The organism is Undibacterium hunanense, from assembly GCF_014284335.1.
GTDB lineage: Bacteria > Pseudomonadota > Gammaproteobacteria > Burkholderiales > Burkholderiaceae_D > Undibacterium > Undibacterium hunanense.
Map to the genome: position 1 here is coordinate 95172 of NZ_JACOGF010000010.1, position 21839 is coordinate 117010.

Genomic DNA, 21839 nt, shown 5'->3' on the forward strand with positions numbered 1-21839 from the left:
TTCAGTTTAACCATTCACATCACTGATATTCTCTACACCGACAAATCCACTTGCTGCAGACTATGCGCCTTGCCATCTTCACTCAACCACACGCCGGAAGAACGGATTTGTCCATCCGATTTATTTTGCGCATTGTTCAGAGAAAACTGGGTACTGGCATTGCCCAGATACAGGGCGCCGACATTCGCCTGTTTCAGTGTTTGCAACTGGTCATGACCGGCACTGTCCTTGGTCCATACTTTCAGCTTCTGGTAGATCGCATCATTTTCATCTATCCAGTGATTGCCGTCGCTGTCGTAAGCCGCCAGCTCAGCAAAACCATTGCCGGTGCCAGGCCCAAATAATTCAGATCCATTATTGATCTTGCCGTCATTGTTTTTATCCAGCGCCAGAAAACCCGCGCCCTGGACAAAGGAGATATTTTCTTTGGTGCCGTCACCATTCAGATCAAAGGCAAATTTCTGTGATGTCAACTGAGCAGAATTGCCGGCAAAATTGATGACCAGGGGATCCACTTTTTTGGCATCACCAAGACGGATGTGGGTATCGCTTTCTTCGTGATAACTGCGGTTTAGTTCGAAAGACAGATCAAAACTGATTTCCTTGTTGTCGGCTGTGACGATTTTTCCGCTGGCCTTGAAAGAAGTCTGCTCGGTTTCGGTATAAGACTCGTGCGTATCGACCTCGACACCCCAGCCTGCCTTGGCGGCTGCTGATGGCTGCGCCGGTGCTGCTGCCGTTGTATCGCCGGCTGGCGAGGCTGTACCTGCCGCGGCGCTTGACTGCACATCGGCACTGCTTAAGGTATTGATTTTCTTGCCGGTCATCAGCTCGATGATGTATCTGATCAAACGTATGCGTGGGTCATTGTCGGCCTCGTCAGTCGCCTTTTGTACTGCATCAGCCTCAGCAGTCGAACTTGCCGGTGCCGCCTGGGCGGCACGTGCAGCATCAGAAATCTGCACACTGCTGGACGCATTCTGCAAATTTGCGGGTAAAGCCGTATTGCGCCCTTCAAAATCGGGACGCGTATCACCTATCCAGGCACGCAGTTTTTCTTGGGTCTCCAGTGTACTGCTGGCGACATGACTGGATGACAGGGATATGTCAGAGGAAACAATTTTCACGATGCGCTCCCGCCTTGCACTAAAAATACATATTGAATATCGAGAACTGGCAATGACAGTTTGTTGTGCTACTTTTCAAACCACAATACCTTGCCATCGCAGCCCATGCAGGGACGCGACCACGCATGACGTGCATGCCTGATGCCAGTTTTAAGGGCACGCAAACCCTGGTCTGATGAGCGTCCAGACGAAATGTGCGTGATCACATGTTCTAACGGTCAAAGTTGAAAAAGCTTTATAGAAAAATGCAAAGAAAGACTGACTTTGTTGATGAACTGAATGGAACCTCTGACATATTGCATGGTCTATCAACGCACCGTGGAGCACCAGAACTCACTTCAAAAATAAATTTGCGCTTAATACAAACAAGAAAATGCGAAATAAGAAAATGCAAATAAGGAAATGAGTTCTGCTAAGCTTGCCAATTATTTTTCAATCTACTTTTCCAGAAAGTTCACATGAGCAGATTACGCTCCTTAAGCAGCATCCTTCTTTCTGCAGGCTTACTGAGTTCAGTCAGTCTGCTGGCGAATGCCGCAACAGAACAAGCCATGCCCGCAAGCAAAGTCAGTGCAAAAGTCAGTGCTGAGGTCAGCGCCAAAGCAAGCAGGCAACTCAATGCCCTGGCTGAACAGTATTACGACAAACAGGCTGCCTTCGAGCCCATAGGGGCATCCTACAATGGCGATACCCGCTTTGACGACAAGCTGCCCATGACCATTGCACCTGCAGTCAAGGCGAAACAGGTCGTCATGTGGCAGGATATCGCTACCAGGCTCGCCAGCATCAATCGCCATGCGCTGACCGTTGCCGATGCGGTCACCTATGATTGCCTGGATTTTGAAATCCATGCCAATCTCGACATGAGCAAGTTTGATAATCAGTTATTGCCACTGAATCAAATGGACAGCCTGCCGGTCACATTGGCACAATTTGCCTCCGGTCAAAGTGCCCAGCCTCTGAAAACGGTTAAACAATACCGGATATTCCTGCGTCGCCTGCAGCAATTACCGCTATGGCTGACGCAGGCCAGCAGCAATATGCGTGAAGGCATGCAGCGTGGCGTCGTATTGCCCAAAGCACTGGTGGTCTCTGCCTTGCCGCAATTTGCACAATTGGCAAGTGGCAAAGTCGACGATCATGCCTATTACGCCCCGATCAAGAATTTCCCTGCCGGCTTTTCAGCGACTGAAAAGCAAGCCTTGAGCAAAGAATACCGTCTGGCACTAAACAACCAGATCTTGCCGGCGTTGCGCCAGTTCAATCAGTTTCTGTCTACGGATTACCTGGCCGGTAGTCGCAGCAGCAGTGGCTGGAGCGCCCTGCCCAATGGCGATATCTGGTACCGCGCCTGGGTCAAAGACCAGACCACAACCGATATGACGCCAGAACAAATCCACGCTCTGGGCCAGAAAGAAGTGGCACGCATACAAAGTGAGTTTGTTGCCCTTGGACCCAAACTTGGCTACCAGGGTGACCCGGTTGGCTTGCCCGCATGGATAGACACGCAACGCCAGTATCGCCCTTACAAGACAGAGGCCGAGGTACTGGAAGGCTATCGCCAGATAGAAAGCAAGGTCAAAGCCAAACTGCCTGCCCTGTTTGACAAGATGCCCAAGGCCCCGCTGGATATTCGTGCCGAACCTGAAATCAGCCGCCAAACGGCATCCGATCATTACACCCAGCCTGCGTTTGACGGTTCCCGTCCTGGCGTATTCTGGGCGGTCATCAATGATCCGGCCGATTACAGCACGACAGGCATGACGACCCTGTATCTGCATGAAGGCCAGCCCGGCCACCATTTTCACCTGGCAAGATCACAAGAACTGGATATACCCAAATTCCGCAAGTTTGGCGGCAACAATGCATATACCGAAGGCTGGGCCCTGTATGCAGAAACCCTGGGCAGGGAAATGGGCTTGTTTGAGAACGATCCCAATGCCTACCTGGGTCACCTGACCGACGAGCTGCTGCGTGCCACCCGCCTGGTGGTAGATACCGGCCTGCATTCCAAAGGCTGGACACGTGAACAAGCCATCGCCTACCAACAGGCTACCCTGGGTTACAGTGAAGCCGCATCACGCCAGGCAACAGAACGTTATATGGCCTGGCCGGGTCAGGCACTTGGCTACAAGATAGGCTCGCTGAAAATCATGGAATTGCGCCAGAGAGCCAGCACGGCACTCGGTCCGCGCTTCGATTTACGACAGTTCCATGACGTCATTCTCAGTGATGGCACCTTGCCGCTGGCCTTGTTGGAAGCCAAGGTGGATAAATGGATAGCCAGCCAAAAGACAAATTGATGCAGATTTGACTTATTTTGCATTGCTTGATTGACCTGCAACATTATCTGAAGCAGAATGAAATGAAATAAACGGGACTTACAAAAACCACTCCATCTGCGTTACAGCTGCTGGCCGTACTGTTGGGACTGCCTTCACCGCTGTACTTTGATGTGACAATGTTGTGTAAGTCCTCATCAATTCATTCTGTTTAAGATACATGGGGACCAGGTCACAAGCAGTTGCAAGGCCACGCCTCCCTGACGGACGGGCAGAAGATATGCCCACACTCATGTTTGTTTAATTTGTGCAAAAGACATCTGCGATGAATAAAATCGATGCACTCAACAGCATAGCCGAACAAGCACAACGCGGAGAACTGGTGTTCCCGACGAATGTGGCGGCTTCCCTCAAGCTTCAACAAACGCTGGATGACCCGGATTGCAGTATTGATACGGCCACCAAGCTGGTACTGAACGAGCCCTTTCTTGCCGCCCGGATGGTGGCGATTGCCAATTCTGCGGCCTATAGCCGGGGTAGCGACGTCACCAATGTCAAGGCAGCCATCAACCGGCTGGGGTTTCGTACCTTGCGTGCCGTCGTGGCGTCACTAGTCGTACGACAACTAGCTGGCACCAGCAAGAACAAGCAATTGCAGATCATGACCAACAAGCTGTGGGAACATACGGCCCAGGTGGCTGCCCTGTCTCAGGTGATTGCACGTCGCATTACCAAGCTTGACCCTGACACCGCCATGTTTGCCGGTATCGTGCATGAGGTGGGTAATTTTTACCTGCTGTCGCGGGTGGATGAATATCCATCACTGATAGAACGTGATCTGCCTGCCCCGGATTCCAGCCCTGATGATTTGCCGTCTTTTTCGGATACCATCATCGACCGTGAATCGTCAGAAACCCAAATCGGTTCTGCCGTCATACAAAGCCTGAAGTTGCCACAGGCCGTGGTAGAAGCGGTGCAAGCCCTGTGGTTTGGCTTGCGTGCCATGCCACCAGAGACCCTGGGTGATACCCTGCTGCTGGCAAACGAACTGGCTACCACGCATTCCCCCATGGACATTCATTCCTACGCCGAAGAATCAGAACAGTATTCATCAGAAATTGATTTCGTCGTCGGTGATGGTACGCTCAACAGCATCCTTGAGGAATCGGAAGAAGAAGTCAAAACCCTGGCTGCCGCCTTGCTGGTCTGAACCAATCCACATTAAAAAAGGGAAGGCAGCTATTGCTCCCTCCCTTTTTGTTTTAGGGCGCGTCCTGGTTCATCAGCCGTTCAGGCTTTCAATGCAGCCATAATTTGCTGCAATGAAGATGGATCTTCTATCGTCGTCAAATCACCGGCATCACGCCCTTCACAGATCGCCTGTATCGAACGGCGCAATAATTTGCCGGAGCGGGTTTTCGGCAGCATGCTGACAAAATGCACGCGTGCAGGCCGGGCTACGCCACCGAGTTGCTTGTCAACGACACCCATCACTTCCCCTTCCAGTACACGCTTTTGTTCTGGCGTCGCGGCCAATTCTGGATGCCTGAGTATCGCAAAAGCCACCGCTACCTGACCTTTGAGCTTGTCTTCCACCCCAACCACCGCCACTTCAGAAATTTGCGGATGACTGGAAATACTTTCTTCTATCTCGCGTGTGCCCAGGCGGTGTCCCGCAACATTGATGACGTCATCGGTACGTCCGAGGATGAAGTAATAACCATCCGCATCCCGGATACCCCAGTCAAAGGTGGAATACAACTGCTCGAGCGAAAAATTGGACCAGTAGGTTTGTACAAAACGCTGGTCATCCCCATACACGGTCTGCATGCAACCTGGTGGCAAAGGTCCCTTGATGGCGACCACGCCTTTTTCATTGACACCACATTCCGCACCGGTGTTTTCATTGATGATGCGCACGTCATAACCATACATGGCAATACCCGGGCTGCCCAGTCGGGTCGCAGTCTGTTCCACGCCACGTGCCACAGTCAAAATTGGCCAGCCGGTTTCGGTCTGCCAGTAATTATCGATGATGGATACACCCAGTTCATCAGCGATCCAGCTGGACGTGGTTTCATCCAGTGGTTCACCAGCCAGGTACAGGGCTTTCAGTGAAGACAGGTCATATTTACGCATCAGCTCAGGCGGATGTTTCTTCAAGACCCGCACGGCAGTCGGTGCTGAAAACATGCGTGTTACCTTGTACTTTTCAACGATGCTCCACCAGATGCCCGCATCCGGACGTATCGGCGTGCCTTCATACATGATGGTGGCCATACCGGCAATCAAGGGACCATAGACGATGTAGGAATGCCCTACCACCCAGCCTATGTCCGATGTTGCAAAATAGGTTTCTCCCGGATTGGCACAGAAGATCTGTTTCATCGATGAAGCCAGTGCCACCGCATAACCACCGACATCGCGTTGCACACCCTTGGGCTTGCCAGTAGTGCCGGACGTGTACAGGATATATGACATGGCATTCGAATCCAGCCAGGTAACAGCTACCTGCGCATCCATGTGTTGTGTCCTGGCTGTCGCATAATCGACATCACTCCCTGCCACCAGTTGCATGGCATCCAGACCGCGGTTCACCAGCAAGACATGGGCGGGTTTGTGTTCAGCCAGTGCAATAGCTTCATCCAGCAAGGGTTTATAAGGCACAGCCTTGCCACCGCGCATACCGGCATCGGCTGATACCACCAGCACTGGCCTGGCATCATCAATCCGCGTGCCCAGGCTTTTTGAGGCAAAGCCACCAAACACGACCGAATGCACGGCACCTATGCGGGCACAGGCCAGCATGGCAAAAGCTGCTTCGGCGATCATGGGCATATAGATCAATACCCTGTCACCCTGCTTGACCCCCAGGTCCAGCATGATGGCCGCCATGCGCTGCACCTCGGTGTGCAGTTCGGCAAAACTATAGGTTTTTTCGGTATCGGTTTCGGTAGAAATGGCGATCAGCGCCGGCTGATCTGCTTGCGTCGCCAGCCAGCGGTCCACCGCGTTGTAGCAGAGATTGGTTTCACCTCCAACAAACCATTTTGCAAATGGTGGCTTGCTGTAATCGAGCACCTGCTCATAAGGCTTGTGCCAGTCTATCAACTGCGCTTCTTTGCTCCAGAACCCTTGCGGGTCTTGTATCGATTCCTGATAAAACGCTGCGTAAGTCATGCTGTCTCCTGTTTTTCGCAAAATGTTTTTACCTGTCACGACAACGCTTTCAGCTTATTTTTTTATTCTTGAACAGCAGCGCTGGTGCGTGACCCTGCCTGCACCTTGCGGCGCATAAATGCTCACAATTCAAAATTTTTTAATAGGGCTTGTGCAAAATTGTCCCAACAAGGCGCAGCGACGAAGACAGTACTTTAGTACGGCTAGGAGCTGCAACGCAGTTGGGGCGGTTTTGCGCAAGTCCTATGTTGGTGGAATTCGCACCCAGCCTTCCATGAGCACCCGCGCGCTGCGGCTCATGATGGCCTTGGTGACACTCCATTCGCCATTGACCTGTGTAGCCTCAGCCCCTACCCGCAAAGTGCCGGACGGGTGACCAAAACGCACAGCAGTGCGTGCACCACCGCCAGCAGCGAGGTTCACTAGGGTGCCCGGTATCGCTGCCGCAGTACCAATCGCCACGGCTGCCGTACCCATCATCGCATGGTGCAGTTTGCCCATGGACAGGGCGCGTACCAGCAAATCCACATCAGCAGCCTGGACTTGCTTGCCACTTGAAGAAGTATAGTCAGCCGGTTTGGCAACAAAGGCCACCTTGGGTGTGTGCTGACGTTGTGCGGCTTCGCTGATATCCTTGATCAGCCCCATGCGCAATGCGCCATACGCACGTATGGTTTCAAACATGTTCAACGCCTTGGCATCACTATTGATGGCGTCCTGCAATTCGGTACCGGTATAGTCTATCGCCTCTGCATTCACAAAGATCGTGGGAATACCGGCGTTGATCATGGTCGCTTTGAGCGTACCCACACCTGGCACGTCAAGATCATCAACCAGATTACCGGTCGGGAACATGGAGCCACCAGCGCCCTCTTCATCTGCTGCCGGGTCCATGAATTCAAGCTGGACTTCTGCTGCCGGAAAGGTCACGCCATCCAGCTCAAAATCACCCGTCTCTTGCACTGCCCCATCAGTCACCGGCACATGGGCAATGATGGTTTTGCTGATATTCGCCTGCCAGACACGGATGGTGGCTATGCCGTTTTGCGGCACACGTTCAGCATCGACCAGCCCGGCACTGATGGCAAAGGCACCGACAGCGGCAGACAGGTTGCCGCAATTGCCGCTCCAGTCTACAAAAGCCTTGTCTATAGCTACCTGACCAAACAGGTAATCAACATCATGATCCGGCTTGCTGCTTTTGGACAGGATGACGGTTTTGCTGGTGCTGGAAGTTGCACCACCCATGCCATCGATCTGTTTACCATAAGGATCGGGGCTGCCTATCACACGCAACAACAAGGCATCGCGTGCGGCGCCCGGCTGTTGGGCAGCTTCGGGCAAATCCTGCAGGCGGAAAAACACGCCCTTGCTGGTGCCGCCGCGCATATACGTCGCCGGGATTTTGATCTGTGGAAGATGGGCCATGTATTTACTCTTTAAAATTTGAATCATATGCAGCACTACTCTATCAAGACTAGCGCTTGCAAACAGTATCAGTGAAATTATGCAGCCTTGGCAGACTCCAGAAAGTCTTGCGCAAAACGCTGCAAGACACCACCGGCTTCATAAATCGACACTTCTTCTGCCGTATCCAGGCGGCACAGCACAGGCACGGCCACTGATTCACCATTCTTGCGGTTGATGATCAGGGTCAGGGTTGCGCGTGGCATGCGATCACCGATGACGTCAAAGGTTTCTGTGCCGTCTATGTTCAGCGTCAGACGGTTCACGCCCGGCAAAAATTCCAGTGGCAAGACACCCATGCCGACCAGGTTGGTGCGGTGTATGCGCTCGAAACCTTCAGCAACAATCACTTCTACACCGGCCAGACGCACACCCTTGGCCGCCCAGTCACGTGAAGAACCCTGGCCATAATCGGCACCAGCGATTACGATCAAAGGCTGCTTGCGTTCCATGTAAGTTTCGATCGCTTCCCACATGCGCGTGATCTGACCTTCTGGCTCTATACGTGCCAGTGAACCTGCCTTGACCTTGCCATCAACGACGACCATTTCATTCTTCAGTGTCGGGTTGGCAAAGGTGGCGCGTTGTGCTGTTAAATGATCACCACGATGGGTTGCATAAGAATTGAAATCTTCTTCTGGCAAACCCATTTTGGCCAGGTATTCACCAGCGGCACTGTCGAGCATGATGGCATTTGATGGTGACAGATGGTCAGTCGTGATATTGTCACCCAAGACTGCCAGCGCACGCATGCCCTTCATGCTGCGTGCGCCGGCCAGTGCACCTTCCCAATATGGTGGACGGCGGATATAGGTAGTCTGTGGACGCCAGTCATACAGAGGGCTGACTTTTTCACCATCATCTGCCTGCCTGGCAAACATGGGGATATAGACCTTGCGGAATTGCTCAGGCTTGACGCTGGCAGCAACCACGGCATCAATTTCTTCATCCGTAGGCCAGATATCTTTCAAGGTCACCGGCTTGCCAGATGCATCCAGGCCCAGCACATCTTTCTCGATATCAAAACGTATCGTGCCAGCAATCGCATATGCCACGACCAGCGGTGGCGAAGCCAGGAAAGCTTGTTGCGCATACGGGTGGATGCGGCCATCAAAATTGCGGTTACCCGACAACACAGCCGTCGCATACAGATCACGGTCTATGATTTCTTTCTGGATGACAGGGTCAAGCGCACCGGACATGCCATTGCAGGATGTGCAAGCATAGGCAACCACACCAAAGCCCAGTTGCTCCAGTTCCGGCATCAAATTAGCTTCTTCCAGGTACAGGGTCACGGCCTTGGAACCCGGGGCCAGTGAACTCTTGACCCAGGGCTTGCGCGTCAGGCCCAGCTTGTTGGCATTGCGTGCCAGCAAACCTGCGGCCACCATATTGCGTGGGTTATTGGTATTGGTGCAACTGGTGATGGCAGCAATGATGACTGCGCCGTCAGGCATGAGGCCAGGCTCATTTTCTACCGTACCACTGATGCCGCGTGCAGCCAGCTCAGACGTTGGTACACGTTTATGCGGGTTAGACGGGCCAGCGATGTTGCGCACAACAGAAGACAGATCAAACTTCAGTACGCGTTCATATTCTGCATTCTTCAGGGTATCTGCCCACAGGCCAGTTTCCTTGGCATAGGTTTCTACCAGCTTGACCAATTCATCATCACGGCCTGTGAGTTTCAGGTATTTGATGGTTTGTTCATCGATGTAGAACATGGCGGCAGTGGAACCAAATTCTGGTGCCATATTGGAAATGGTAGCGCGGTCACCCAGGGTCAGGTGGGATGCACCTTCGCCATAAAATTCCAGGTAAGACGAGACCACTTTTTGATTGCGCAAGAATTCTGTCAATGCCAATACCGTGTCTGTTGCAGTGATGCCTTCCTGCGGCTTGCCGGTCAGTTCTACGCCGATGATGTCTGGCAAACGCATCCAGGATGCACGACCGAGCATGACGCTTTCTGCTTCCAGTCCACCGACACCAATCGCGATCACACCCAGCGCATCCACCATAGGCGTATGGCTGTCGGTACCGACCAGAGTATCCGGATAAGCCACGCCGTCTGTGACCTGTACGACTGGCGACATGCGTTCCAGATTGATCTGGTGCAGGATGCCATTACCTGGCGGGATCACATCGACATTCTTGAATGCCTTCTTGGTCCAGTTGATGAAGTCAAACCTGTCTTCATTGCGTCTGTCTTCAATGGCACGGTTTTTGTCGAAAGCATCCGGATCAAAACCACCGCATTCAACCGCCAGCGAATGATCGACCACCAGTTGGGTAGGTACGACCGGATTGACCAGTGCCGGGTCACCACCCTGCAAGGCTATCGCATCGCGCAAGCCAGCCAGATCGACCAGCGCAGTTTGGCCGAGGATGTCATGACAAACCACCCGTGCCGGAAACCACGGAAAATCCAGGTCACGCTTGCGTTCTATGAACTGACGCAGGGAATCAGTCAGCGTTGCCGGATCGCAACGACGCACCAGGTTTTCTGCCAGTACGCGTGAAGTGTATGGCAGCTTGTCATAGGCACCTTTCACGATGGCATCTACTGCTTCACGTGTATCAAAGTAATCCAGAGTAGTGCCGGGTAGTGGCTTGCGGAATTGAGTATTCATGGCTCGCTATTTTTTTCGCTATTTTTTAAATATTAGTATTCGGTGTTCAGAAGAGATCAGGCAACAACTCAGAGCTGCAACTTGAAACCTTCATGTGACGCGGTGAAACCCATGCTTCCATAGAACCTGTGTGCCTGTATGCGTTTTTTATCGCTGGTCAGTTGCACCAGTTGGCAACCGCGCTCACGTGCCAGAGCTATGGCCTGCTCTATGAACCAGTGGCCTATGCCCTGCCCGCGCAAGTAGCCATCAACCCGCACGCTTTCTATCATGGCGCGGGTAGAACCTTTTCTGCTCAGACCTGGGATGAAAGTGACCTGCTGCATGGCGATGATGCGACCATCCAGCTCGGCCACCATAAGAAACTGATTGTTATCGGCTGTTATGCGTTCAAAAGCTTCGGCATAACATGCGTCCTCCGAGCCCACGCCTTCACGGTTCTTGCCCAGGTCATCATCGGCGATGAGCTCCAGCAGGCGCGGCAGATCCTGCCTCACAGCGCGTCTGACACTTAGCCGGGACAGGTCTGCCTGCTCTTTCATATTGCAACCTCTGGTTTGTTTATGTTTGCTTATTTACGTTTATTCAATGGAACAAATTTCAGGTCTTCAGGGCCTACATAATTGGCACTAGGACGAATGATCTTGTTATCGATACGCTGCTCAATGATGTGTGCCGCCCAGCCTGATGTACGCGCAATCACGAATAAAGGCGTGAACATGGCAGTCGGCACACCCATCATGTGATAGGACACGGCAGAGAACCAGTCCAGGTTAGGGAACATCTTTTTGATATCCCACATCACGGTTTCCAGTCGTTCAGCAATATCAAACATCTTCATTGCGCCTGCTTCTTTGGACAGGCCGCGCGCCACTTCCTTGATGACCTTGTTACGTGGATCAGAGATCGTGTACACAGGGTGACCGAAACCGATCACCACTTCCTTGTTTTCCACGCGCTTCTTGATATCCGCTTCTGCTTCATCCGGATTGTCGTAACGCTTCTGGATTTCAAACGCGACTTCATTCGCGCCACCGTGTTTAGGTCCACGCAAGGCACCAATCGCCCCGGTGATGGCTGAATGCATGTCAGAACCTGTACCGGCAATCACGCGACCGGTAAAGGTAGATGCATTGAATTCATGTTCTGCATACAGTATCAATGAAGTATGCATGGCTTTTTCCCACGAGGCACTTGGCTTTTCACCGTGCAGCAGATGCAGGAAATGGCCGCCTATGGAATCATCATCGGTTTCGGTTTCTATGCGTTTGCCATTGTGGCTGTAATGGTACCAGTACAGCAGCATGGAACCCAGCGATGCCATCAGGCGGTCGGCAATATCACGTGCGCCAGGAGTATTGTGGTCATCTTTTTCTGGCAATACGCAACCCAGCACAGATACGCCAGTACGCATCACATCCATAGGGTGCGATGACGCCGGCAGCCATTCCAGCGCTGCTTTCAAATTGGCTGGCAAGCCACGCAGGGCTTTCAGCTTGGCTTTATAGGCGCGCAGTTCGGCAGCGGTCGGCAATTTTCCATGCACCAGCAAATGGGCAATTTCTTCAAACTCGCAGGCATCCGCCACGTCCAGAATATCGTAACCACGGTAATGCAGGTCATTCCCGGTTTTGCCTACGGTACACAGAGCAGTGTTGCCGGCAGTGACGCCAGACAGGGCGACGGATTTCTTGGGTTTGAAAGGAACTGCTTCAGTCATGATTTTTTCTCCATTATTTCATTAGAAGTGCTATTCCCATTGACTGGCTTGATGCAGCACAATAAGGGAACAGCCTATATACGTATTATTTACGTACTATTTGGTCTTTTGCTGTGCAAAAAGGGCATCCAGCTTTTGTTCGAAATCGTGATAATTGATGCGTTCATACAATTCCATGCGGGTTTGCATGGTGTCGACGACATTTTTTTGCGTACCATCACGACGTATCGCACCATAAACGTTTTCTGCTGCCTTGTTCATGGCGCGGAAAGCGGACAATGGATACAAGACCAGGCCCACATCCACTGCGGCCAGTTCCTCGACGGAATACAAAGGAGTCGCACCAAATTCAGTGATATTTGCCAGAATAGGCACTTTGACGGCATTGGCGAATTGCTTGTACATCGCCAGTTCAGTGATCGCTTCCGGGAAGATCATGTCAGCGCCCGCCTCTACGCAAGCTTGCGCACGATCAATCGCTGCTTCCAGGCCTTCAACTGCCAGCGCATCGGTACGTGCCATGATGACGAAATTGTCGTCAGTACGGGCATCGACGGCAGCTTTCACGCGATCTACCATTTCCTGCTTGCTGACGATTTCCTTGCCCGGACGATGGCCGCAACGCTTGGCACCCACCTGGTCTTCGATATGAATGGCAGCGGCACCAAACTTGATCATGGATTTGACGGTACGTGCCACATTGAAAGCGGAAGAGCCAAAACCGGTATCAACATCCACCAGCAAAGGCAGGTCGCAGACATCGGTGATGCGACGCACGTCGGTCAGTACATCGTCAAGATTGGAAATACCAAGGTCTGGCAACCCAAGGGATCCGGCAGCAACACCGCCACCAGACAGGTAAATTGCCTTGAAACCGGCACGCTTTGCCAACAAGGCATGGTTGGCATTGATTGCGCCGACGACTTGCAGAGGGGATTCTTCCTGCATCGCCTTGCGGAAGGCGGCACCTGCGGAGTATGTACTCATGTGTATGCTTTCAGGTTAATGAACAGATTCTGGCAGGCACATTGCAATCGGCGTGCCACCTTTGACTACGTAGAGAGGCAGAAAAACTGAAATGCATACAAATCAACTACTTATCATTAAAAACCCTGAAACAGGGCTTGAGACAAATGGGCAATACGGCGCAGAATGATGTTTCATATTAAAAACTGAAACAATATTGAAACATAAAATGAAACATAATTTGAAACATCAATTAAAATGCCTTCTGAAACACGCAATCAGACAAATCTGCGACCAAAGCATGGCACAGGCACCCGACATCCAAGCAAAACACTGAAGACACCGAATACACTGAATACACTACCAACCATGAAACACCCTGCACCGCAACGCGACAACAGCGATAAACCCGTAATCTGGACGGTGTCCATTTCGCGTCTGTTCGACATGTTCCGCGACATCATGGTCGAATACGACGGCCGCGCCGATATCGAACCCATACACATGGGTTTTGAAGAAGCGGCGCAATACCTGAAAGAACGCCTGCAAACGGAAAGATGCGATGCCGTCATTGCCGCTGGTTCAAACGGTGCCTACCTGAAAAACCGCCTGCCAGTGCCGGTCGTCATCGCCAAGGCCAGCGGCTTCGATGTCATGCAGGCCCTGGCCAGGGCACGCAAGGTATCCCCCGCCATCGGTCTGATCAATTATCAGGAAACCATGCCGGAACTGGCGGATTTCAAAACCACCTTCGGCTTCCCGCTGGAACAACGCACCTATGTCACGGAAGAAGATGCGCGTGCCCAGATCAGTGAACTGAAAGCGGGTGGCATCCAGGCCATCGTCGGTGCTGGCCTTATCACTGACCTGGCAGAAGAAGCCGGGCTGACTGGTATCTTCATGTATTCGGCAGGGTCGATACGCCAGGCCTTTGATGACGCATTGGAAATCGCCCGCCTGACCCGGCTGGAATCTGCCCGTGGCCGCCAGCATCCGGCGGCAGATGCTCTACGCGCGCGCCACAACCTGAATGATTTGCGGGGTGACTCAGCCATCATGCAGGCAACACGCAAATCAATCGCCCTGTTTGCCCGTTCACCCGCTACCGTGCTGCTGCAAGGCGAAACCGGCACCGGCAAGGAACTGGCGGCCCAGGCCCTGCATCGCGAAAGCACCAGGGCACGCCAGCCTTTTGTTGCCGTCAATTGCGGGGCCATTGCTGAAAGCCTGCTGGAATCCGAGTTATTTGGCTATGAAGATGGCGCATTTACCGGATCAAAACGGGGCGGCCATGCCGGCCTGTTTGAAACCGCCCATCGTGGCACCGTATTCCTGGATGAAATTGGTGAAATGCCCCTGGGTTTGCAAACCCGGCTATTGCGTGTGCTGGAAGAACGTGAAGTGATACGCGTCGGCAGCATGCGCCCCATTCCGGTTGACGTGCGCATCATCAGCGCTACGCATTGCAATCTCGACGAGAGGATCAGGGAAGGAAAATTTCGCGCCGACCTGTATTTCCGTCTTGCCGTACTAAGACTGCATCTTCCCTCACTGCGCACACGCCAGGATGACCTGCTTCCGCTTGCTGAATGGTTTCTCAAACATGCCCTGGCCGGGATGGGCACGCGACCTCATGCCAATTTGCATGCAGAAATCACCTCTTGCGGCAGCTTGTTGCAGCAATACAGTTGGCCCGGCAATGTACGGGAACTGCGCAATCTGATGGAACGCCTGGCCCTGTTCCTGGCCGCCGAACCCTTGCAAGCCCTGACGCCGGGCTTTGTGGCCAGAACCTTGCCGGAACTGGTAGCCGGCAGTATGTCTGCTGATACGTATGCGCTGGCAAATTTGGCAAATCCGGCAGACTTGACGGACAAGACAGAATCACTGGAACAGATCATGCAAAAATTTGGCAATAACCGTGAAGCGGTGGCAGATTATTTGGGTATCAGCAGGACCACTTTGTGGCGACGGCTGAAAAATTGAGGTTGGCAGCAACAGTAGAAAATAAGCGGTGCAAAATAAGCTGTGCAAATACCACCGAGGAAACATTTATTGAACATCTTGACCACTCAATTTTCATTACGGTAAGGTAAAATGAAATTGAGCTGCAACTCACTATCAATGGGTGCATTTGTTTGCATAAAAAAATATTATGAAAAAATTACTAATTGTTGATGATAGCAAAGTGTCACGCATGGTCATACGTGCCCATGTCAAGGCAGCGCAGCCTGATTGGGACATCATCGAAGCCAGTACTGGCGAAGAGGCGATGAAATCCGTCAACGAAAACAAGCCAGACTATTGCACCATGGACATCAACATGCCTGGCATGCTGGGAACTGATGCCGCAGAGAAAATTTTAAAAGACCACCCACATATTCGTATTGCCATCTTCTCTGCCAACGTGCAAGATAGCATGCAGACACGGGCCAATTCCATAGGCAGTATTTTCGTGGCCAAGCCCGTTACTGAAAAATCGATCACCATCGTCCTCAATTATTTCGCGAGCGGTCAATGAACACTCTGACTGAACTTCATCTTGATGCACTGAGTGAAGTTTTCAATGTCGGCGCTGGCAGGGCAGCAGCCAGCCTTAGCGATATCGTCGGCGAAGAAGTTCGCCTGTCGGTTCCTTCGGTAGAAATTCGCAAGTCGTCCGAGATTGACGTGTCCATCATGGGCATGCAAAGTGACAAGTTTGGTGCCGTCCACCAAACCTTTAGCGGCACGTTTGAAGCTGACGCCATACTCCTGTTCACCGAATCCCATGCACTGGAAATCGTGCGCGACATGATGGGGTCGCAGATCAGTATCGAAGACCTGGCAGAGTTCGAACAGGAAGCCATGTGCGAGCTGGGCAACATCATACTCAATGCCTGCCTGTCGGCGATGGCAGATATGCTGAATATACCGCTCAGTTGTTCCCTCCCCGATTATTCGGTCGCCACCACGGAAGAAATCTTCCGGCGTGTCAGTGATGATCTTGAACAACCTTATGTTTTGCTGCTGCATATAGACCTGACGATAGAAAGAAGGCATTCCGAAGGCCATCTGATTTTCCTGCTCAGCTCAACCTCATTGGCTGATTTGATCACTCAAATAGAACGTTTCCTGGGGGAAACCTGATGGTGCAGTTCTTGTCCACCAGCCCGGTCGCTGTGGAGCAAATTTTGAACTCCATCAGCCTTGGTCTGATACTGGTCGATGCAGAACAACATGTCTGCATGTGGAACGGCTGGATAGAAAGACATAGCGGCGTTGTCGCAGAGCAGGCACTGGGCCGCCATATTTCAGAAGTTTTTGAAGAATTGCCCAGTCGCGCCATCCTCAATGCCATCAGCAATACCCTGAATTACGGCCTGCCTGTTGTCCTGTCGAATGCCCTGCATCGCTCTCCGCTGCCACTGTTTGAGCGGGTTGAGCACGACGAGGAAAAAAAGCGCATACACCAGTCCATCACCATTACGCCACTCCATGCAGACGATGGCAGCAGGCTATGCCTGATACAGGTCAGCGATTCCTCTACCTCAATCAAGCGCGAGAAAATCCTGCGCACCCATTCCGAAGCATTGAAGCGCGAAGCCACCACCGACAGCCTGACCGGTATCTATAACCGCCGCTTCTTTGATGAACATTTCAAAATTGCGATGGGCCATGCCGTACGTCACAATGTGCCGTTATCCATTTTCATGCTGGATATCGATTTCTTCAAGGAATACAACGACAGCTACGGCCATGTGGCCGGTGACAAGGCACTGATACAGGTGGCAACCGCATTGCGCAAGCAATTGCTGCGGGCCACCGATGTGCTGGCACGTTTCGGTGGGGAAGAATTCATACTGATACTGCCGAACATGGTACCCGAGCTGGCCATGCAATTTGCAGAAAAACTGCGTTGCGCTGTCTGGGACTTGAATATACCGCACATCAACTCGCGTGTCGGCGATCGCGTCAGTATCAGCATAGGTTTCAGCAATTACCACAAACATCCGGATATAGACCAGCACTTGCTGCTGAAGTGCGCGGATGCTGCTTTATATCAGGCGAAAAAAACAGGCCGTAATCAAAGTTACTATTTACCATTACAAGATTTTCAGGTGTCATCAGCCAGCACCATGGAACCCAGCGATAGTCATGACGAAGGCCTGCTGAACTAATTGCTTGATGTTTAATGTTGTAAGTCCGGCTTAATTTCGATCAGGTTTTTCTTGCTTGTCAATTCCTGGCATAGGTTTTTGCCTGCTGATGACTGGTTAAACCGCACCCACCAACAAGGCACCAGAATGCGTAAATCATTTTCAGTATTTTCTCCTGCACGTCGCACTATGCATCACCTGATCGCTGCCGGTCTGCTGGCTTTTTCTGGCCTGGCAAGTGCACAGCAAGTATTGCGCGTATCTGCCATACCCGATGAAGCCCCAACAGAATTGCAACGTAAATTCAAACCTCTGGGCGCACTGCTGGAGAAAAAACTGGGCATGAAAGTGGAGTTCATCCCCGTCACCGATTATGCAGCTTCGGTCGAAGGCCTGATCAGTAAAAAACTCGACATGGTCTGGTTTGGTGGCTTTACTTTCGTGCAGGCCAAAGTCCGCAGCAAAGACCAGGTCATACCACTGGTGCAGCGTGAAGAAGATGAAAAATTCAAATCAGTGTTCATCACCACCGACAAAAGCATCACCAGACTGGAAGACCTGAAAGGCAAGACCTTTACCTTTGGATCCGAATCATCCACTTCCGGCCATCTGATGCCACGTTCCTATCTGCTGGCCGCGAAGATCAACCCTGACACGGACATGAAACGCATCGCCTTTTCTGGCGCGCATGATGCGACTGTGGCTGCGGTATCGGGCGGCAAGGTAGATGCAGGCGCCCTGAATATTTCAGTCTGGGAAAAACTGCTGGCGCAGGGCAAGGTCGATACCAAACTGGTGCACGTGTTTTACACCACCCCAGGTTATTTTGACTATAACTGGTCAGTACGTGCCGACATGCCTGCAGACTTGCGCAAGAAGATCACCGATGCCTTCCTGAACCTTGATCCAGCCAATCCACAAGACAAGGAAATCCTGGATCTGCAACGCGCAACACGCTTCATCCCTACCAAGGCTGACAACTACAAGGCCATCGAAGCGGCAGCGCATAATGCCGGCCTGCTGAAGTAATGCCGGTAACAATGAGGGCAGCACAGCTACGTTTACAACAGTTAAGCGTGGCTATTCCCGGTGCAGCCCAGGCTGCACCAACAGGAGCAGGGCAAGGACAGCAGCAACATATTCTTGAGAATATTGATCTGGCAGTGACACAGGGTGAACAGATTGCCATCATAGGCCCATCCGGTGCGGGCAAAACTACCCTGCTGCATACCCTGGCTGCGGCGCATCAGCCAGCAAGTGGTCAATTCCAGTTCATGGACAAGGATGTCTGGGCACTGTCGCATACGGCACGTCATGTATTGCGCCGTCATCTGTTCCTGGCGCCACAAACACCGCCACTACCGGCACGCCAGCGCGTTGTCACGGCGGTGCTGGCTGGTCGCCTGCCACGCTGGACGCTGACGCAGGCACTACGTAATCTGATCAAACCCACAGACCCACTGGCTGCCTGGCAAGCCTTGCAACGCTTTGACCTGCAACACAAGCTTTATGCAAGGGTAGATAAACTGTCTGGTGGTGAGCGCCAGCGCTGTGGCCTGGCACGCCTGTTATTGTCCGATGCCAGCCTCTTGCTGGTAGATGAACCCCTGTCTGCGCTAGACCCCACGCTGGCCCTGCAAACTCTGAACACTCTGCAGCAGGAAGCAAAACAACGCAATGCGACGCTGATCTGTAGCCTGCATCAGGTAGAGCTGGCACGCCTGCACTTCCCGCGCATCATCGGCCTGCGTGCCGGCAAAGTTCTGTTCGACAGCGACAAGGTGGATGATCAGATGCTCGCTGACCTCTATCGTAATACTGGGAATGAGGGCAATCCTCAGCAGTCATTGGATGTAGCGGTACTGAGCCAGCCTGGCTCGCCCGGTTTTGCTGATGCACCTCGCTGCTTTTAAGCACGATGACACACCAGACAAGCCCTGCTGATATACCGCATGATCCTGCCTGGCGCATGCGGGTGACAGCCACGCTGTGTATGCTGGTGCTACTCTGGCCCATGCTGCTGGTCACTGAATTCAAACCCTGGCAACTGATTGATGCGCAAAGCCTGGGGGCGACCTGGCGTTTTTTGTCCGGCTTTTTTCCACCTGCACATTCCACAGAGTTTTTACTGATCGTGCTGGAAGCCACCTGGCAAACCATCGCCATTGCCACGGCAGGCCTGACACTGGCCTTGCTGGGCGCGATACCCATGACCCTGATCGTCAATGAGCATTTATCGATTTCACGCATAGGCAGCGGACGCATGCATGGCATGGCCAGGCTGTTGCGCCAGATCGTGCGCTGGAAGCTGGTCTTGCTACGCAGTGTGCCCGAACTGGTGTGGGCCCTGCTGTTTGTGCGCCTGGTGGGGCTGGGGCCAACTGCTGGTGTATTTGCCATCGCCCTTACTTATGCGGGCATGTTGGGCAAGGTCTATGCAGAAATACTGGAAGCCAATGATGCCCACGCCACTGACAGCCTGCTCAGGAACGGCAGCAGCCGCCTGACGGCATTTCTGTACGGGGCATTGCCAAATGCCGCACCGGAACTGATTTCCTACACCATCTATCGCTGGGAATGTGCCATACGTGGCTCGGTCGTCATGGGTTTTGTCGGTGCTGGCGGCCTGGGGCAGCGTATGGATGAATCGATGAAAATGTTATCCGGCGCTGAAGTATCGACCATGCTGCTGGTCTTCGTCCTGCTGGTCGGCATCGCCGACCTGGCCAGCAAATTGTTCCGCAAGGCTCTGGCATGAATACGCATGATAACAACATGCCAGTCGCACCGGCGCTATTCACCCCGCTCAAGCTGGCATTAAGCACAGGTATCATCTTGCTGGTCGTGGCCAGCTTTGTCAGTCTGAACATGGAATGGCGCGCCCTGTTCAGTGACGATGCCGCTGGCAAAACATGGGAATTCCTGCAAGGCTTCGCACCGCCTGACGTCAGTCCTGCCCTACTCCACAAAACTGTCCTGGCGTCTTTTGAGACCCTGGCCATGTCGGCACTGGGTACATTGATTGCTGCCATCCTTGGCCTGTTTCTGGCATTGCCAGCCAGCGGTCGTTTTGGCCAGACTGCAAAAAGCAGTACGCGATTATTTCTGAATGTAGCGCGCGCCATACCCGAACTGGTGTGGGCATCCATCATGCTGATTGCCGCCGGTCTGGGTCCATTTGCTGGCACTATCGCACTGGCCGCCCATACCACAGGCGTACTTGGCCGCCTGTTTGCTGAAGTACTGGAAAACGCCGCGCCGCAGGCAGAGACCAGCTTGCGCCTGAACGGCGCGTCTGCCATCAATGCCTTTATGTATGCCACGTTGCCACAAAGCCTGCCGCAAATGCTGTCTTATACCCTGTACCGCTGGGAAAACAACATCCGCGCCGCAGCCATACTCGGCGTGGTCGGCGCCGGTGGACTGGGGCAGATGTTGAAGTATCATTTGTCACTGTTCCAGATGCAAACCGCCGCCACGGTCATCATCGCCATGCTGATACTGGTCGCCATGGTGGATGCATTGAGCTTCGCAATGCGGCGCTGGCTCATGCATTAGATTAAAATGACTTCATGAGCCTATCCGCCAAACCCTATCTGCAACGCATCAGCATGCGCGATGATGCTGTCATTGATTTTGACAGTTACCCTTACCACATCCCGGCAGTACGGGAACTGGACGCGCTGGAATTTCATGCTGATGTGACTTTTTTCGTCGGCGAAAACGGTGCCGGCAAATCAACGGTCCTGGAAGCGATTGCCATGGCGCTGGGTTATGGGCAGGAAGGCGGCACGAAGAATGTCGCGCATCGCACGACAGAGTCGGTATCTTCGCTCCATCAGAATCTGCGACTATCCAAAAGCTTCAAGAAACCACGCGATGGCTATTTCTTGCGGGCGGAGAGTTTTTTCAACATTGCTACCTACATGGATGAAGTCGGCTATGCAGGTGGTTATGGCGGTTCGCTACATGCGCGTTCACATGGCGAATCTTTCATGGCGCTGTTGCTGAACAAGCTCGAAGGAAATGGCCTTTACCTGATGGATGAACCCGAAGCTGCGCTGTCACCCAACCGTCAACTGGCCGCCCTGAGCGCCATCCATCAACTGGTGCAGGATGGTTCGCAATTCATCATCGCCACTCATTCACCGATACTGCTGTCTTACCCCCACGCAAAAATTTATCAGTTTGACGGCAGCGGCATCACGGAAACCAGTTATGAGGACACAGAACACTTTGCAGTGACCCGTGACTTTCTCAACAATTATCCCAAGCGGCTGGAACAGTTATTGGCCGATGAAGAATAAACAGATTCTCAAGGCTTG

The 21839-nt window shown here is 52.7% G+C and carries 18 protein-coding genes; 11 read left to right on the plus strand and 7 right to left on the minus strand.

The window, feature by feature from the left end:
* Positions 1-32: 32 nt before the first annotated feature.
* On the minus strand, positions 33-1127 hold the full coding sequence (locus H8L32_RS18785) for a VCBS repeat-containing protein (RefSeq protein ID WP_186948804.1): 1095 nt from the start codon (positions 1125-1127) through the stop codon (positions 33-35).
* A gap of 458 nt (positions 1128-1585) precedes the next feature.
* On the opposite strand from H8L32_RS18785, the gene H8L32_RS18790 reads away from it, so the two are divergent.
* Both H8L32_RS18790 and H8L32_RS18795 read left to right on the plus strand, forming a co-directional pair.
* Positions 1586-3430, plus strand: coding sequence for a DUF885 domain-containing protein (locus H8L32_RS18790; protein ID WP_186948805.1), 1845 nt, complete (start codon positions 1586-1588; stop codon positions 3428-3430).
* Positions 3431-3734: 304 nt separating this feature from the next.
* On the plus strand, positions 3735-4619 hold the full coding sequence (locus H8L32_RS18795; protein WP_186948806.1) for an HDOD domain-containing protein: 885 nt from the start codon (positions 3735-3737) through the stop codon (positions 4617-4619).
* An 80-nt stretch (positions 4620-4699) separates the two neighbouring features.
* On the opposite strand, the gene H8L32_RS18800 is transcribed toward H8L32_RS18795, so the two are convergent.
* The 6 genes from H8L32_RS18800 to prpB all read right to left on the minus strand — a co-directional run bounded on the left by H8L32_RS18800 (position 4700) and on the right by prpB (position 13396).
* Positions 4700-6589 (minus strand): propionate--CoA ligase, encoded by a 1890-nt coding sequence (locus H8L32_RS18800; protein ID WP_186948807.1) that lies wholly within the window; start codon positions 6587-6589, stop codon positions 4700-4702.
* Positions 6590-6832: 243 nt separating this feature from the next.
* A complete protein-coding gene (prpF, locus tag H8L32_RS18805; protein ID WP_186948808.1) occupies positions 6833-8017 on the minus strand; it encodes a 2-methylaconitate cis-trans isomerase PrpF in 1185 nt (394 codons plus the stop codon).
* 77 nt (positions 8018-8094) lie between these two features.
* Positions 8095-10689, minus strand: a complete 2595-nt coding sequence (gene acnD / locus H8L32_RS18810) for a Fe/S-dependent 2-methylisocitrate dehydratase AcnD (protein ID WP_186948809.1) — start codon at positions 10687-10689, stop codon at positions 8095-8097.
* Positions 10690-10757: 68 nt separating this feature from the next.
* Positions 10758-11231: a GNAT family N-acetyltransferase gene (locus H8L32_RS18815; RefSeq protein WP_222619416.1), complete on the minus strand. Its 474-nt coding sequence runs from the start codon at positions 11229-11231 to the stop codon at positions 10758-10760.
* A gap of 29 nt (positions 11232-11260) precedes the next feature.
* Positions 11261-12409: a bifunctional 2-methylcitrate synthase/citrate synthase gene (gene prpC / locus H8L32_RS18820; protein ID WP_186948810.1), complete on the minus strand. Its 1149-nt coding sequence runs from the start codon at positions 12407-12409 to the stop codon at positions 11261-11263.
* A 96-nt stretch (positions 12410-12505) separates the two neighbouring features.
* Entirely contained in the window at positions 12506-13396 is an 891-nt protein-coding gene (gene prpB / locus H8L32_RS18825; RefSeq protein WP_186948811.1) for a methylisocitrate lyase, read from the minus strand.
* A 348-nt stretch (positions 13397-13744) separates the two neighbouring features.
* Between prpB and prpR the strand changes: the two genes are divergently transcribed.
* From prpR to H8L32_RS18870, 9 genes are all read left to right on the plus strand, one after another.
* The gene (prpR, locus tag H8L32_RS18830) at positions 13745-15361 is read left to right on the plus strand and encodes a propionate catabolism operon regulatory protein PrpR (RefSeq protein ID WP_186948812.1); all 1617 of its coding nucleotides are present in this window, start codon (positions 13745-13747) and stop codon (positions 15359-15361) included.
* Positions 15362-15530: 169 nt separating this feature from the next.
* Positions 15531-15896, plus strand: coding sequence for a response regulator transcription factor (locus H8L32_RS18835; protein ID WP_186948813.1), 366 nt, complete (start codon positions 15531-15533; stop codon positions 15894-15896).
* Entirely contained in the window at positions 15893-16504 is a 612-nt protein-coding gene (locus tag H8L32_RS18840) for a chemotaxis protein CheC (protein ID WP_186948814.1), read from the plus strand. The genes H8L32_RS18835 and H8L32_RS18840 overlap by 4 nt, the downstream gene beginning before the upstream one ends.
* Positions 16504-17535, plus strand: coding sequence for a GGDEF domain-containing protein (locus H8L32_RS18845; RefSeq protein ID WP_186948815.1), 1032 nt, complete (start codon positions 16504-16506; stop codon positions 17533-17535). Before H8L32_RS18840 ends, H8L32_RS18845 begins: the two co-directional genes overlap by 1 nt.
* Positions 17536-17661: 126 nt before the next feature.
* On the plus strand, positions 17662-18543 hold the full coding sequence (locus H8L32_RS18850) for a putative selenate ABC transporter substrate-binding protein (RefSeq protein ID WP_186948816.1): 882 nt from the start codon (positions 17662-17664) through the stop codon (positions 18541-18543).
* Positions 18544-18590: 47 nt separating this feature from the next.
* Positions 18591-19427, plus strand: a complete 837-nt coding sequence (locus H8L32_RS18855; RefSeq protein WP_329605202.1) for a phosphonate ABC transporter ATP-binding protein — start codon at positions 18591-18593, stop codon at positions 19425-19427.
* Positions 19428-19432: 5 nt separating this feature from the next.
* The gene (locus H8L32_RS18860) at positions 19433-20272 is read left to right on the plus strand and encodes a PhnE/PtxC family ABC transporter permease (RefSeq protein WP_186948817.1); all 840 of its coding nucleotides are present in this window, start codon (positions 19433-19435) and stop codon (positions 20270-20272) included.
* Positions 20269-21072 carry a phosphonate ABC transporter, permease protein PhnE gene (gene phnE, locus H8L32_RS18865; protein ID WP_230412304.1) on the plus strand — a complete coding sequence of 268 codons (804 nt, stop codon included), beginning with the start codon at positions 20269-20271 and terminating at the stop codon, positions 21070-21072. The genes H8L32_RS18860 and phnE overlap by 4 nt, the downstream gene beginning before the upstream one ends.
* Positions 21073-21086: 14 nt before the next feature.
* Positions 21087-21821, plus strand: coding sequence for an AAA family ATPase (locus H8L32_RS18870; RefSeq protein WP_186948818.1), 735 nt, complete (start codon positions 21087-21089; stop codon positions 21819-21821).
* The last annotated feature ends 18 nt before the right edge of the window (positions 21822-21839 follow it).

What these genes read in the sequence shown, in the direction of transcription:
- H8L32_RS18790 (WP_186948805.1), top strand. Translation starts at nt 1,586, where the DNA reads ATGAGCAGATTACGCTCCTTAAGCAGCATCCTTCTTTCTGCAGGCTTA.
- H8L32_RS18795 (WP_186948806.1), top strand. Translation starts at nt 3,735, where the DNA reads ATGAATAAAATCGATGCACTCAACAGCATAGCCGAACAAGCACAACGC.
- H8L32_RS18800 (WP_186948807.1), bottom strand. Translation starts at nt 6,589, where the DNA reads ATGACTTACGCAGCGTTTTATCAGGAATCGATACAAGACCCGCAAGGG.
- prpF (WP_186948808.1), bottom strand. Translation starts at nt 8,017, where the DNA reads ATGGCCCATCTTCCACAGATCAAAATCCCGGCGACGTATATGCGCGGC.
- acnD (WP_186948809.1), bottom strand. Translation starts at nt 10,689, where the DNA reads ATGAATACTCAATTCCGCAAGCCACTACCCGGCACTACTCTGGATTAC.
- H8L32_RS18815 (WP_222619416.1), bottom strand. Translation starts at nt 11,231, where the DNA reads ATGAAAGAGCAGGCAGACCTGTCCCGGCTAAGTGTCAGACGCGCTGTG.
- prpC (WP_186948810.1), bottom strand. Translation starts at nt 12,409, where the DNA reads ATGACTGAAGCAGTTCCTTTCAAACCCAAGAAATCCGTCGCCCTGTCT.
- prpB (WP_186948811.1), bottom strand. Translation starts at nt 13,396, where the DNA reads ATGAGTACATACTCCGCAGGTGCCGCCTTCCGCAAGGCGATGCAGGAA.
- prpR (WP_186948812.1), top strand. Translation starts at nt 13,745, where the DNA reads ATGAAACACCCTGCACCGCAACGCGACAACAGCGATAAACCCGTAATC.
- H8L32_RS18835 (WP_186948813.1), top strand. Translation starts at nt 15,531, where the DNA reads ATGAAAAAATTACTAATTGTTGATGATAGCAAAGTGTCACGCATGGTC.
- H8L32_RS18840 (WP_186948814.1), top strand. Translation starts at nt 15,893, where the DNA reads ATGAACACTCTGACTGAACTTCATCTTGATGCACTGAGTGAAGTTTTC.
- H8L32_RS18845 (WP_186948815.1), top strand. Translation starts at nt 16,504, where the DNA reads ATGGTGCAGTTCTTGTCCACCAGCCCGGTCGCTGTGGAGCAAATTTTG.
- H8L32_RS18850 (WP_186948816.1), top strand. Translation starts at nt 17,662, where the DNA reads ATGCGTAAATCATTTTCAGTATTTTCTCCTGCACGTCGCACTATGCAT.
- H8L32_RS18860 (WP_186948817.1), top strand. Translation starts at nt 19,433, where the DNA reads ATGACACACCAGACAAGCCCTGCTGATATACCGCATGATCCTGCCTGG.
- phnE (WP_230412304.1), top strand. Translation starts at nt 20,269, where the DNA reads ATGAATACGCATGATAACAACATGCCAGTCGCACCGGCGCTATTCACC.
- H8L32_RS18870 (WP_186948818.1), top strand. Translation starts at nt 21,087, where the DNA reads ATGAGCCTATCCGCCAAACCCTATCTGCAACGCATCAGCATGCGCGAT.